This window comes from Methylocystis sp. (assembly GCF_021731785.1).
Lineage (GTDB): Bacteria > Pseudomonadota > Alphaproteobacteria > Rhizobiales > Beijerinckiaceae > Methylocystis.
Genome location: NZ_JAKFWS010000128.1, coordinates 1 through 12,655 on the forward strand (window position 1 = coordinate 1; position 12,655 = coordinate 12,655).

Sequence of the window (12,655 nt, forward strand, 5' to 3'; positions counted from 1 at the left end):
CGGTCGGCCCAACGCAAAAGCAAGCGGCGCGGCGCGCGCTGCTGCAGAACATTCAGCTGATGCCGCAACACCAGGATCTCGGCGTCCAGCCGCCGCCGCGACTTGAAGCAGTCACACAGCGCGCGGACGAAAAGCAAGGCGATTGCAATCATACAACGATCATGTTCTGATTCGCTGTTGACTGCCAGTCAATTGGACGGAGTTTTCGGAAGCGACAGGCGGATAGTTCGTCTTTGGTCCCGTTCCGGTCCAATAGGAGGGAGACTGTTCGTCGATTCCTTGACCAAACTAATTGCTGCTTTCGACAGCATCGGTGTCGAGTTCCTCGGAGAAGGGGTTGTTGGCTCGACTGGAGGACGAGGCGTTCGGTTTAAGAATCCCACGACTGTTCCGAGGCGTAATCCAGATAGCGCCGACGGATCGCCTCCTGGCGTGATTGGATTTGTTTTTCCCAGGGCCGCTCCGCGCTCTTGCCTTCGACCGCGTCACGCAAAACCTCCACCCGCGCGCGCCGATCGACATAGGGCGTGATCTCGCGCTTGCGGAGAGCCAGCACGGTCCCGCGGTCCGCCTTCCGCGGGTGAAGCTCGCTGACCCCCGGGAAGCCATGGCTCAACGGTAAAGTCCAAACGCGGATCGTAGGCTATGAGGTTGATTCTTCGTCCCTCAAGGCCCGCGCGATTGCGGCCGGCGCATTGCCGCGCGAAAATCGCTGTAGAGTCATAAGCCTATGAAAAATGTTGATCGTAGCGACCAAGCGAGATCCAGCCAGTCAGAACCGCCTCGCACTGCCAGCTGCCGATCAGACGCACCCAAATGGCAATTGCATCTGCAAGGTTTATGTCGTAATAGGCAAAAATTATATCCTCTACCAACAAACTGATGGTTTTGACATGATAACAGCGGCTCAGCTTCGAGCGGCTCGTTCGCTCGCTGGCTTGGATCAGCGCAAACTGGCGGAACTATCGGGTTTGTCGCTTCCAACCATTCAACGAATGGAGACAAGCGAGGATGTCGTTCGCGGAAACGTCGACTCCTTGACCAAACTAATTGCTGCTTTCGACAGCATCGGTGTCGAGTTCCTCGGAGAAGGGGTCGTTGGCTCGACTGGAGGACGAGGCGTTCGGTTTAAGAATCCCGCGAACCTGTCATCTGACTCATGGGTCCTCGCCCCGGGGGGACCTGGCGTCCGAGCAAAGAAATCTGCGGCCGCGTCGCGCGCTTCCACCGAGGCCGGAAAACGACCCAGGCCGTTTCGTTAAGTCGCGAAGGAAGGTAGCCATGACGCCCCTAACGGCGGCCCTTTGGAGCATCGGCGCGCTACTCGGCGTCGGTGGGCTTGCTGCTGCGCTCGCACGAGGCGGCGATGCGAGTCGGTTCATTTATTGTCTTTGCGGCGTTCTTTGCCTGATTCTTTTCGGCGCTGCGGTCGTTCCTCGGACCGCCGTCGCGCTGACCGCGACGTTGCCGCTCGGGCTGCCATGGATCGGCGCGCATTTTCGATTGGACGTATTGAGCGCGTTCTTTCTCGCGGTCGTTAACCTGGGCGGCGCAATAGCGAGCTTATATGCCATAGGCTACGGCGCTCACGAAAAGCATCCGTCCCGTATCCTGCCGTTTTTTCCAGCCTTCCTGGCCGGCATGAACCTCGTCTTGCTGGCGGATGACGCCTTCAGCTTTCTCGTGGCCTGGGAGTTCATGTCGCTCTCGTCATGCGCGCTTGTCCTTGCGCACCATCATGACGCCGAGAACCGACGAGCAGGGTTCATTTACTTGATCATGGCGAGCTTCGGCACGCTCGCGCTGTTGATGGCGTTCGGCCTGCTTGCTGGTTCGGTCGGAGGCTATTCCTTTTCGGCAATTCGCGAGGCGACACTGGGCGAATATTGGAAACCCGGCCTCGCTCTGGCGCTGACGCTACTGGGCGCTGGCTCGAAGGCGGGTCTGGTTCCCCTGCATATCTGGCTGCCGCTTGCTCACCCGGCCGCGCCAAGTCATGTTTCCGCCTTGATGAGCGGCGTCATGACCAAAGTCGCCGTCTATGGATTCGTCCGCGTCGCTTTCGATCTCCTCGGCCCGCCTGCGTTTTGGTGGAGCATGCCGCTGTTGACGATCGGAGCCATCACAACCGTGCTCGGCATTCTGTCCGCCACGATCCAGAGCGACCTGAAGAAACTGCTCGCCTACAGCACGATCGAGAACGTCGGCATCATCTTCGTCGCGCTCGGCTTGGCGCTGGCGTTTAAGGCGAACGGCATGGCCTTGCCGGCGGCGTTGGCGTTTACCGCCGCTCTGCTGCATGTCTTCAATCATTCACTATTCAAGAGTCTTCTGTTCTTTGGCGCAGGTGCAGTGCTCAACGCCACCGGCGAACGCGACATCGAACGTCTTGGCGGACTCATTCATTCCATGCCGCGTACAGCTTTCCTATTTCTGGGGGCTTGCGTGGCGATTTCGGCATTGCCGCCGCTCAATGGTTTTGTTTCCGAATGGCTCATTTTCCAAGCTGTGCTGCTCAGTCCATCGCTGCCGCAATGGAGCCTCAAGCTTCTCGTTCCAGCTGCAGGCGTTGCGCTGGCGTTAAGCGCTGCGCTGTGCGCGGGTTGTTTTGTCCGCGCATTTGGCGTTGCATTTCTGGGACGCCCTCGCTCGATCACAGCCAAGAACGCGCGCGAGACGGATCTATGGTCGCTTGCAGCAATGTCGGGTCTCCTGGCCCTATGTCTCCTGGCGGGTCTGCTACCGAGCTACCTCATCGACACAATTTCGCCGGCGGCAAGAGCGTTCGTCGGCGGACATGTTCCCACCCAGGGCGACATTCCCTGGATGTCGATCGTCCCAATCGCCGAGAGCCGTAGTTCATACAACGGCCTTCTAGTTTTTATCTTCATCCTATTTTCTGCCTTTCTTTCCGCGTGGATCGTTCGACTCCTTGGGACCCATGCACTACGCCGAGGCCCTGCATGGGATTGCGGTTATCCCGACCCCAGTCCCGTTACCCAATATACGGGGAGCAGCTTTGCAGAGCCGATCCGCCGCGCGCTGGGGCATGTCGCTTTTGTCGCGCGTGACCATCTGGACATGCCGCCGCCCGGCGACACACGTCCCGCGCGTTTCGGCGTCGAAATCCGCGATCGTGTCTGGGACTATGTTTATTCGCCGATCCAGATGAGCGTTGAATTTGGCGCCGATCAGCTCAACAAGACCCATTTTCTGACGATCCAAGGATACCTCACCCTCGTCTTCATTGCGCTCGTCAGCCTGCTGCTGGTGGTGGCGATATGGCCATGATTTTTGAGTTCGTCGTTCAAGGCGCGCAAATGATTCTGGTGCTGGCGCTGGCACCGCTCCTGATTGGCTTTATACGCAAGGTAAAGGCGCAGCTGCTGCGAAGGCGCGGCCCGTCGATCTTTCAGCCTTACCGCGACCTGCTTCGGCTGATGCGCAAGGAAGTCGTGCTCGCGGACAATGCTTCCTGGCTGTTTCGTTCCGCTCCATACATCATCTTCGGCGCCACCTGGGTCGCGGCTTCGCTGGTTCCCACATTCGGCACCGGACTGATGTTCAACTGGTCGGCCGATCTCATCGCTGTCACGGCGCTCTTGGGAAGCGCCAGATTCTTTCTTGCTTTAGCCGGAATGGATGTTGGAACGAGTTTCGGCGGCATTGGTTCGAGCCGCGAGACGATGTTCGCATCGATTGCCGAGCCCGCGATGATCATGATTGTCTTCGTCGTCGCGCTCATTGATGGATCAACGCAACTGACCGAAATCGCCGCCCATATGCTCGCCCATGTCGAATTGCGCGTATCGCTGGGCTTAGCGTTGATCGGCCTAGTCATCGTCGCGATCGCGGAGAATGGTCGAATCCCTGTCGACAATCCGGCGACGCATCTGGAACTTACCATGGTTCATGAAGCGATGGTGCTCGAATATTCCGGTCGCCATCTCGCGGTAATCGAACTCGCCGCAGCGATGAAACTTCTCTTGTACTTTTCGTTGGTCGCTTGCATCTTCGTGCCATGGGGACTCGCCCCGCATGGCGCAGATTTCGGCGCCATGACATTCGGCGCGGCGGCCTATGTGATCAAACTAGCCGTCGGCGGCTTTCTGCTCGCGCTGTTCGAAATCTCGACCGCAAAAATGCGGGTTTTTCGCGTTCCCGATTTCCTTGGCGCGGCCCTGATGCTCGGACTTCTCGGCACGCTGCTGCTGTTCGTGTCGCGGAGCCTTTGAGATGGGAAACCTGTCGTTCGACGTCGCGCATCTGTTCGCGGGCAGCCTCGTTCTGGTTAGCTTCATGCTGCTCTATCAAGATCGCATGTCGGGGTTGATTAACATTTTCACCGCACATGCCGTCATCTTGTCGTTTTCGGTTGGCTGGCAGGCCTATATTCAGCACTCGCCTCACCTTTTTGTGACTGCCGCGATCGCAATAATTTTCAAGGCCGTGATGATTCCTGTCAGCCTTCAGCGCATCATGGAGCGCTTACGTATCCATCGTGATATCGAAATCATTGGCGGGATCGGCGTCACCATGCTTTTGGGCATCTGTCTCGTTGCCTTATCCCTCGTCGTCATGTTGCCAGCGACGGCCGCCGCCGACCCGCTGGCGCGCGAAGATCTCGCCTTCGCGCTGTCCGTTGTGCTTCTTGGCTTGCTGATGATGGTGACGCGCCGCAATGCGATCAGCCAAGTCATTGGTTTCATGTCGCTCGAAAACGGGCTCATTCTTGCGGCAACCGGCGCCAAAGGCATGCCCCTCGTCGTCGAGATCAGCGTGGCCTTTTCCGTTTTGATCGCTTTCATCGTGATCGGAATTTTTCTTTTTCGTATTCGCGAGCGTTTCGACACCGTCGACGTGCAGGAACTCGACCGTGTTCGTGGAGGTCGTCGATGAACGTCCCGGCGTTGGCGCCAGTCGAAGCGTTGCTGGTCATCCCCGCGCTGTCGGCGCTCATTCTCGCGTTTTTGTCCGGCTACCGTTTGACGTCGTACATCAATGTTATTTCGTCGGGTATGACGCTAGTTTTGGCGCTCGGACTCCTGTTCGATCGACCGGAGCCTGGTAGTTATCTCTTCGTCGATGACTTGAACATCGTCTTCATCGTGCTCTCGACTTTCATCGGCTTCACGACGAGCGTCTTCAGCGCGAGCTACATCGGCCATGAAATAGAGACGGGAAAACTCAAGCCGGCGTATGTTCGATTCTATCACGCCATGTACCAATCGATGATGTTCGCCATGAATTTGGCCCTGCTCGCGAACAATATCGGTCTGATGTGGGTGGCGATCGAAGTCGCCACGCTGACAACCGTTTTGATGGTTGGAATCTATCGCACGCCAGAGGCGCTGGAGGCGGCCTGGAAATATTTTATCCTCGGCAGCGTCGGCATCGCGCTTGCTCTGTTCGGAACGATTCTCGTCTATATGTCGGCCGAGCCGGTCCTTGGAGAGGGTTATAACGCCATGGTCTGGACTGCACTGATGCTGCACGGAGCGGAATTCAGTCCAAGACTACTTAATGTGGCCTTCGTTTTTCTGATGCTGGGCTATGGAACGAAAGTCGGCCTTGTGCCTATGCATGCGTGGCTTCCCGACGCGCATGCTGAAGGACCGACGCCGATCTCGGCGGTTCTGTCGGGTCTGCTTCTCAATGTCGCTCTCTATGCGGTTCTGCGCTTCAAAATGTTGCTCGCGGCCAACGCTGCGGCGATCGCGCCGGGCCCACTCATGATTACGCTCGGCCTCGCCTCGCTCATTTTTGCGGGTTTCATGCTCTATCGCCGTGATGATATCAAACGACTATTCGCCTATTCGTCAATCGAGCATATGGGCATCATTACTTTCGCTTTCGGTATGGGCGGGCCGCTCGCCAATTTCGCCGGGCTTCTTCACATGACGATGCATAGTCTGACGAAGTCGGCGATTTTTTTTGCCGTTGGCCATATCGCCCAGGTCAAGGGCACGCAGAAGATCGCCGATATTCGCGGGTTGACCGAGAGCCATCCGGTGCTCGGTTGGGGCCTCGTCGCCGGAGTCATGGCCATTGCCGGTCTGCCGCCGTTTGGCGTCTTCATGAGCGAGTTCCTGGTGGTCAGCTCGACGTTCGCGCGCCAGCCGCTGCTCGCCATCCCGCTCGCCTTTGGCTTGCTGGTGGCGTTCGGCGCGCTGCTGCTTCGCGTTATTGGATTGGCTTTCGGAGAACCCTCGGACTCGATCGGCGAAGTCGAAGCCTCGGTTGTTCCGCTCTTCTTTCATCTCGCACTGGTTTTGATGATGGGACTGTGGTTGGAGTCGCACATCGTAGCGTGGTTTCAGAACGTCGCGGGGCTGCTTGGATAAGCCCGAAGGAACAGGGATAGGACCATGATATCGCTTCGAGCGACGATGAGAGGCGGGCGCGGAATCGAACAATCCCGCCATTGGCCACGCCATGTCGTCGATCAGACCAGCTGGCGGCGGGCGATCCGCGAAATCAGCAAGGGCCAGGGCGACGTATTGAGCCTCTGGAGCGACGGCGCGGACGTTCACATGGCCGTGCTGGATCATGAATCCTCGGACATCGGGATCGTCACCATTGAATGTCCCGACGGGCGTTTTCCCTCCGTTGGCCACATGCATCCGCCCGCCATTCGACTCGAGCGCGCGATCCGCGACATTTATGGATTCCAGGCGCACGGCTTGTGCGATACGCGGAATTGGCTCGATCATGGCCGCTGGGGCGTACGACATCCTGGCTTAAAGCCGGAGCCGTCCGATGCGGCGGGAGATTCATACGCCTTCCTTGCCGCGGAAGGCGCGCCGCTCCACCAAATCCCCGTCGGGCCCGTCCATGCCGGCGTTATCGAGCCCGGCCATTTCCGGTTTTCAGCGAATGGAGAGGTCGTTGTCCGCCTTGAGGAACGGCTCGGCTATGTCCATAAAGGCATACAACAATTGATGGTCGACGCGCCGCTCGACCGCGCCACGCGTCTCGCTAGCCGCGTCTCCGGCGACAGCACGGTCGCCTACGCCCTTGCTTTCGCCAACGCCGTCGAAAACGCGCTCGAAATCGAGGTTCCGGAACGCGCCATATACCTGCGGGCGCTCATGGCCGAACTGGAGCGCATCGCCAATCATATCGGCGATATAGGCGCGATCTGCAACGACGCCTCTTTTTCTCTGATGCACACGCATTGCGCAATTCTCCGTGAACGCGTCCTCAGAGCCTCGCATGTGTGTTTTGGCCATAGGCTAATGATGGACCGTGTCGTCATTGGCGGTGTCGCTGACGATTTGACCGCGGAAGGCGAAAGCGCGTTGCGAGCTTTGCTGAGCGAAGCGAATAGACTCATTCCGCCCTTCATTGACCTCTACGGCGATACGACGTCCATCCAGGATCGCACGGTCGGAGCGGGTCATCTGGGTTCTGAGTTGGCGAACCAATATGGCTGTGGCGGCGTCATCGGGCGCGCCTCTGGCCGTAGTTTCGATGCGCGACGCTTACCGGGCTATGCCCCTTACCCCGACCTGTCCTTCAAGGTTGGATCGGCTCACGCGGGCGATGTCGACGCACGAATCTGGGTGCGTTTCGACGAAATCAAAGCGTCGCTCGCACTGATCGAGCAGATTCTCGACAAGATGCCGGAAGGGTCCTTGCGGATCGAGAGTTTGCCGGCGTCGAGCGAAACGTTCGAAGGCGCCGCCCTTGTCGAGAGTTTTCGCGGCGACATTTTCGTCTGGGTGAGAATCGGCGCCGCAGGCATCGTGCACCGCTGTCATCTCCGCGATCCGTCGTGGTTCCAATGGCCGCTGCTCGAAGCGGCGATCGAGGGCAATATCGTCGCTGATTTTCCGCTCTGCAACAAATCATTCAACTGTTCCTATTCGGGGCACGACCTCTAAAGGCTCGGCATCTATGCGCAAGTTTCTGTTCCAGGGGTTGCATCGCCCGCCGTTGACGGAGGCCGCGCCCTTGTCAGACGACCCAATGATCGCCGAGCTTGCCGGCACCCTTAATCGAGCGAGCCGCCGTAAACTCGGTCACAGCCTATCAATTCGGGAGGTCGACGCGGGCTCATGCAATGGTTGCGAACTCGAAATTCATGCGCTCGGCAACGCGTTTTATGATCTCGAAAGATTCGGCTTACGCTTCGTCGCCTCACCGCGACACGCCGACGTTCTCATGGTGACCGGACCGGTGACCAAGAACATGCGCGAGGCATTGGAGCGAACTTATGCCGCAACGCCACATCCGAAATGGGTTGTCGCGATCGGCGATTGCGCCTTCGATGGCGGCGTGTTCGCGGGTAGCTATGCGTGCGTCGGGGCAGTCTCGGAAGTGATACCCGTTGATCTCCATATTCGCGGCTGCCCGCCGGACCCTGTCGCGCTCCTTAGAGGCCTTATCGCGCTTGTTGAGGCTCGATAATAGGTCCCTCGCTATCGAAACTGCATTCCATTTCAGTGTTCAAGCACAGTCGGACGGCATCCATAGGGGAAACTGATTTTCTGTCATCAAATCCGCGCTACCGCAGGTCTCGCTAACGGCAAAATTGATACGGGTTGCGACAATCTCACGTTTGAATCGGAGTCGAGCGGTTTGAAGCGGCTCTGCTGGCCATGTGTTCGCGCTCAAGAAGCCTCGTTCGCGCCTTTGGCTCCGCTAATAATTTTCCATGCTTTCAGCCAAGCCCGAAAGCGCGCACAATCATAATTCCGGCTGCCGTCGAGGCGACGCATTTAGTAGCGAGCCGATACAACTCGCACGGGACGGCCTGATGCGACATTTGCGAGGCGCTTTTCGCTATCGAGCGCATTGGCGGACAGCTTTTCTTCGTTCAAGCGTTCATCAATTTTGTCAGTCCTATCATGTGCAAACAGCCACCATCGGCTTTCGAGCAAGACCATTCGCATGGGCTCGCATTCATAGTGCATGACTTTGACTTTTGGTATCAGAGTATCCGGACAGATTTCAGACGGAACGACGTTTTTCGATCGCGGCGTCGCTGATTGGAGGTAAAAGCGCACAACCATATAACGCACTGGGATCGATAGGCCTGTCGCAGAAAGGTGCGATTGTCTTCTCAGCTCGCGATAGTAACGGCCGGCCTTGGCGTCGCCCTCTCCGAGCGTCTGAACCGAATCGAGAATCACGACGATCAGCCCTGCCGCCGAACCGGCAATGGTGACATAGGACCCGTTGATACGAGACACGACTAGGCCGCCGACAATGGCGGTGAAAATGCCCGCTTGGGGCGGAAAGCCAGAAGCCATGGAAATGCCCAGGCACAGGGGGTAGCGCAATGAGAAATACAAGGAAGACGGAGAGGATGTCCGCCCGCCAGTTTTCCGCAAGACCGGCGATTCCATTTTTCGGAAGCCAGCGAGTATAAAACGCGTTCGTCATGCCGGTTGGATCTTCTCCATTGTGCTACGCCGCTTTCATCGGTCGGACGACCGTTCCGGCGACATTGAACCTAGCCGCCACTCTGCCGCAAGAGTGGCGCCATCCACGACGAGTCGCGTTGCAGGATCGGCGTTAGGATGAAGGATTGATCCGCCCCCGACATCGGGCGTCAATAGGCATCGCAGAGGAAGAGCTTGAGCCTCGCTCTTCATCCTTTATCTTCGTCCGTCATTATGCGGAGTTGCGCGAAATTCGAAGGGAAAGGTCCCTACTTGCCACTTCGTCGACGTCATCCGTCGTCTCCTTCAACGTAGCTGCGAGATAATGCAAGGTTTCGACTCGGATATTTTTCCAATTTGTCGCCGCTCGGAAATTGTTTCCGGTTCATTTCTCGAATGAGACGTCAGTGAACGTTGCGCCAAATGACTGCTTGGAGACGGTGCGAAGCACGGATTTTCGGCTGGAACCATTATAGAAAATATTGCATTATTAGCCTTCTACAACGAACAGGAAAGCGACCGCACATCCCTTGGCTACTCCCGTTTCAATTCTCCTTGTCGAAGACGATGCCGAAATCGCCGAGTTCATCTCGCTCTATCTAGCGGCACACGATGTCCATACAACGGTGGCGTCAAACGCCCAGGAAATGGACGCCGCTTTCAGCACTGCCGCCTATGATCTCCTCCTTCTCGATCTAAATCTACCCGGCGAAGGCGGACTGTCGATTTTCCGAAGGGTGCGGTCCGAGAAGCGAATACCGATTATCATTCTGACCGCGCAGTCCGAGGACGGGGACAAGATTCTTGGCCTTGAAATGGGAGCTGATGATTACATCGTAAAGCCCTTCAATTCTCGCGAACTGCTTGCGCGCATCCGCGCAGCGTTGAGGCGCATCGAAGTCCCAAATTCCATCGGCGATCGGACGGCGCGACAGGCGTATCTTTTCGGCGGTTGGCGCGTCGACATTCTCGCGCGAGAGGTCATCGCGCCTTGCAGGATAAAAGTCGCAATGACCGCCGCGGAATTCGACCTTTTGCAGGCGCTTTGTGAGAATCCGAATAGGGTCCTGACTCGTGATCAACTGATCAACATGACGCATGATCCGACATCCGGCCCATTCGGGCGGAGCATAGATGTGTTGATCAGCCGGCTTCGACAGAAAATTGAGGCTGATCCGAAGAAGCCTCTGCTCATTCAGACGGTGCGGTCGGAAAACTATATTTTTTCCGCGCGGGTGACCTACGCATGACTTCAAATGGCATCATATCGTGGCTGCGGCGCGACATTTTAAAAAAAGCGGCGGCCGTGTAGCGGCAACATCCGTGCGCGCAGGAGTTCAGTGCTCGCGCGAGCGTGCATCGCGCGTTTGAGAGTTTTCAATCGATTGATTTGTCCTTCGGTTTGTCCGTTGCTCCAACGTTCGGTCAATGCATTTCTGACGGCATCGATATCGCGTCGCATGGTGCGGGCGAACCGTTGTATCGCGTAAATGCCGGAGTGATGTGCGTCATGAAGCCAACCTTCGAGCCTCTTGGCGTCTTTGCTTCGAAGAATGCCTCGGAACCGCATCGCCAGCCGACGCATCACGATGAAATCTGGCGACGCCCTTTTCAGCGCGTCGACCTTCGCTGCCTGATTCGGTGTCAGCAACGCGCGCGCCTGACATCAAAAAGCATGAGCGTCATCAATCGAATAAACCGCTGGGTGAACACTTGGATCATTCCAACGTCGGATCTTAAACAATGGAGTCGGGAAGAACGTTGGAGTTATCCCGACAACGGAAATGGGGACTGCGAGGACTACGCGCTGTTGAAGCGGAAAATGCTCCTTGAAGAGGGATTTCCTCTCCAAGCGCTGTTGCTGACCATCGTGCGCAATCCGTTGGGGGATGCTCACGCGGTGTTGATGGTTAGAACCGACCACGGCGACTTCGTTCTCGATAACCTGACTGACGAAATGCTGCCTTGGGCCAGAACCAGCTATCGTTTCATCAAGCGACAATCAGAAAGAGACCCGAACGTGTGGTTAAAGCTTCGAAACGCCTCGGATGAAGTCCTGATCACGACGCGCCAAATTGCATGACCGATCTCAATAGCCTTTGGTTCGTCCGCGAGTCGGCCAAAGGCGTGTGGGCAAAAAGGCTTCGGTATGGTGAGCTTTGAGCGCTACTACTTGCAGGACTGTATCTGCGCGCGCTTGAATGACCTCGAAAAGGAGAATTCTTCGCGTTGTGCGCTGAGCTCACCGGCATAGCGACTTCCAAAACGAACGCCGCGAATATCGCGCAGGTCACCAACCTAACTGACAAGCGAAGCTGCATTCAGTGCAAATTTTGAAAGATCCATTGAAGGCTGAGGTTTGTTTGATTTCCTCATCAGTCGATGTCCTCGACCGCGAGATACAGCTCGTATTCGTGCCGCTCGGGGTTGCCGCAATATTCGGTTCCGCGATCGGTGAGCACGCGTTGCAGTGGAATGCCGTGCTCCTCGTAGAAGGGGATGACGCGGTCGTTCAAGAGATCGGCGGCGGTGATCGGCGTCTTGCGGTCATAGAGCTTGGCGAAGCCGACCTTGGCGTAGGTGTCGACGAAGGTCTGCTGGTAGACGCGGCCGACGCCTTTCAAGGTTCCCACATAGAAGGTGTCCTGCGCGCCGCAATAACCGGGGCATTCGGAAACGAATTCGCCATGCGCTTCCTTGTCGGACTTGGCTTTTTCCAGGGCGGCGACCCGCGCCTCGGTGAGGATCAACTGCTCCTGCGCCATCTTGGCTTCGAGCGCCTTCAGCCGGTGTTTCATGGTCGCGAGGTCGTGGCGCAGCCAGATCGAGCGCACGCCGAAAGGCGATACGCTGACGCCCTTCTTAGCCAGTTCGTTGGCGACACGCGTCTGCCCCCAGGCCGGCTGGTCGATCGCCATGGCGACGACCGCCGCCTCGGTCTCGGGCGCTACCCGGTTCTTCAGCAACGGCTTGCGGCGAGACAGTTCCTGCAGCGCCAGTTCGCCGCCTTTGTCATAAAGGTCCTTGAAGCGATAAAAGCTGTCGCGGCTGTAACCCATGATTTTGCAAGCTTGGCTGACGTTGCCGAGCTGCTTGGCCAGCTCGAGCAGGCCTGCCTTGGCGCGGATGATTTTCTGGTTGTCGCTTCCGAAATCTAGATTCGAGCGTACCGATGATGTAGCCCGCCAAGGATCGGATGCGCAACAACGTCTCCGAACCGCTCAATCGGGCGCGTGCAGGGCGCGTCCTTCGCGAGCGAGACATGC

11 protein-coding genes and 2 pseudogenes are annotated in these 12,655 nt (G+C 57.4%); 9 read left to right on the plus strand and 4 right to left on the minus strand.

All coding sequences use genetic code 11. The features are described 5' to 3' along the window. Nucleotides 1–370: 370 nt before the first annotated feature. A complete protein-coding gene (locus QZ964_RS17790; protein WP_292533190.1) occupies nt 371–556 on the minus strand; it encodes a hypothetical protein in 186 nt (61 codons plus the stop codon). Nucleotides 557–893: 337 nt separating this feature from the next. Here QZ964_RS17790 and QZ964_RS17795 point away from each other — a divergent pair, with 337 nt between their 5' ends. From QZ964_RS17795 to QZ964_RS17825, 7 genes are read left to right on the plus strand one after another with little or no spacing between them, the layout of a single operon-like run. After that, nucleotides 894–1,262 carry a helix-turn-helix domain-containing protein gene (locus QZ964_RS17795; protein ID WP_292533206.1) on the plus strand — a complete coding sequence of 123 codons (369 nt, stop codon included), beginning with the start codon at nt 894–896 and terminating at the stop codon, nt 1,260–1,262. A 19-nt stretch (nt 1,263–1,281) separates the two neighbouring features. Next, nucleotides 1,282–3,291, plus strand: coding sequence for a hydrogenase 4 subunit B (hyfB, locus tag QZ964_RS17800; RefSeq protein ID WP_292533192.1), 2,010 nt, complete (start codon nt 1,282–1,284; stop codon nt 3,289–3,291). Then, nucleotides 3,282–4,235: an NADH-quinone oxidoreductase subunit H gene (locus tag QZ964_RS17805; protein ID WP_292533194.1), complete on the plus strand. Its 954-nt coding sequence runs from the start codon at nt 3,282–3,284 to the stop codon at nt 4,233–4,235. Before hyfB ends, QZ964_RS17805 begins: the two co-directional genes overlap by 10 nt. A 1-nt stretch (nt 4,236) precedes the next feature. Next, nucleotides 4,237–4,899, plus strand: coding sequence for a hydrogenase-4 component E (locus QZ964_RS17810; protein ID WP_292533196.1), 663 nt, complete (start codon nt 4,237–4,239; stop codon nt 4,897–4,899). Next, nucleotides 4,896–6,344, plus strand: a complete 1,449-nt coding sequence (locus QZ964_RS17815) for a hydrogenase 4 subunit F (RefSeq protein ID WP_292533198.1) — start codon at nt 4,896–4,898, stop codon at nt 6,342–6,344. Before QZ964_RS17810 ends, QZ964_RS17815 begins: the two co-directional genes overlap by 4 nt. A 24-nt stretch (nt 6,345–6,368) precedes the next feature. After that, on the plus strand, nt 6,369–7,886 hold the full coding sequence (locus QZ964_RS17820; protein WP_292533200.1) for a hydrogenase expression protein HypE: 1,518 nt from the start codon (nt 6,369–6,371) through the stop codon (nt 7,884–7,886). Nucleotides 7,887–7,899: 13 nt separating this feature from the next. Then, nucleotides 7,900–8,412 (plus strand): NADH-quinone oxidoreductase subunit NuoB, encoded by a 513-nt coding sequence (locus QZ964_RS17825; RefSeq protein ID WP_292533201.1) that lies wholly within the window; start codon nt 7,900–7,902, stop codon nt 8,410–8,412. A 311-nt stretch (nt 8,413–8,723) separates the two neighbouring features. On the opposite strand, the gene QZ964_RS17830 is transcribed toward QZ964_RS17825, so the two are convergent. Further along, nucleotides 8,724–9,353: a hypothetical protein gene (locus QZ964_RS17830; protein ID WP_292533203.1), complete on the minus strand. Its 630-nt coding sequence runs from the start codon at nt 9,351–9,353 to the stop codon at nt 8,724–8,726. A 566-nt stretch (nt 9,354–9,919) separates the two neighbouring features. Here QZ964_RS17830 and QZ964_RS17835 point away from each other — a divergent pair. After that, a complete protein-coding gene (locus QZ964_RS17835) occupies nt 9,920–10,639 on the plus strand; it encodes a response regulator transcription factor (RefSeq protein ID WP_292533204.1) in 720 nt (239 codons plus the stop codon). 38 nt (nt 10,640–10,677) lie between these two features. Here QZ964_RS17835 and QZ964_RS17840 read toward each other — a convergent pair. Further along, nucleotides 10,678–11,052, minus strand: a pseudogene (locus QZ964_RS17840) (transposase); the annotation flags it as partial. Nucleotides 11,053–11,064: 12 nt separating this feature from the next. On the opposite strand from QZ964_RS17840, the gene QZ964_RS17845 reads away from it, so the two are divergent. Continuing rightward, the gene (locus tag QZ964_RS17845) at nt 11,065–11,472 is read left to right on the plus strand and encodes a transglutaminase-like cysteine peptidase (RefSeq protein WP_292533208.1); all 408 of its coding nucleotides are present in this window, start codon (nt 11,065–11,067) and stop codon (nt 11,470–11,472) included. Between the two features lie 295 nt (nt 11,473–11,767). On the opposite strand, the pseudogene QZ964_RS17850 reads toward QZ964_RS17845, so the two are convergent. Beyond that, nucleotides 11,768–12,448 (minus strand): annotated as a pseudogene (locus tag QZ964_RS17850) (helix-turn-helix domain-containing protein); the annotation flags it as partial. Nucleotides 12,449–12,655: the final 207 nt, after the last annotated feature.

Coding starts and splice junctions, on each gene's coding strand:
- QZ964_RS17795 (WP_292533206.1), top strand. CDS start 894: ATGATAACAGCGGCTCAGCTTCGAGCGGCTCGTTCGCTCGCTGGCTTG.
- hyfB (WP_292533192.1), top strand. CDS start 1,282: ATGACGCCCCTAACGGCGGCCCTTTGGAGCATCGGCGCGCTACTCGGC.
- QZ964_RS17805 (WP_292533194.1), top strand. CDS start 3,282: ATGGCCATGATTTTTGAGTTCGTCGTTCAAGGCGCGCAAATGATTCTG.
- QZ964_RS17810 (WP_292533196.1), top strand. CDS start 4,237: ATGGGAAACCTGTCGTTCGACGTCGCGCATCTGTTCGCGGGCAGCCTC.
- QZ964_RS17815 (WP_292533198.1), top strand. CDS start 4,896: ATGAACGTCCCGGCGTTGGCGCCAGTCGAAGCGTTGCTGGTCATCCCC.
- QZ964_RS17820 (WP_292533200.1), top strand. CDS start 6,369: ATGATATCGCTTCGAGCGACGATGAGAGGCGGGCGCGGAATCGAACAA.
- QZ964_RS17825 (WP_292533201.1), top strand. CDS start 7,900: ATGCGCAAGTTTCTGTTCCAGGGGTTGCATCGCCCGCCGTTGACGGAG.
- QZ964_RS17830 (WP_292533203.1), bottom strand. CDS start 9,353: ATGGAATCGCCGGTCTTGCGGAAAACTGGCGGGCGGACATCCTCTCCG.
- QZ964_RS17845 (WP_292533208.1), top strand. CDS start 11,065: ATGAGCGTCATCAATCGAATAAACCGCTGGGTGAACACTTGGATCATT.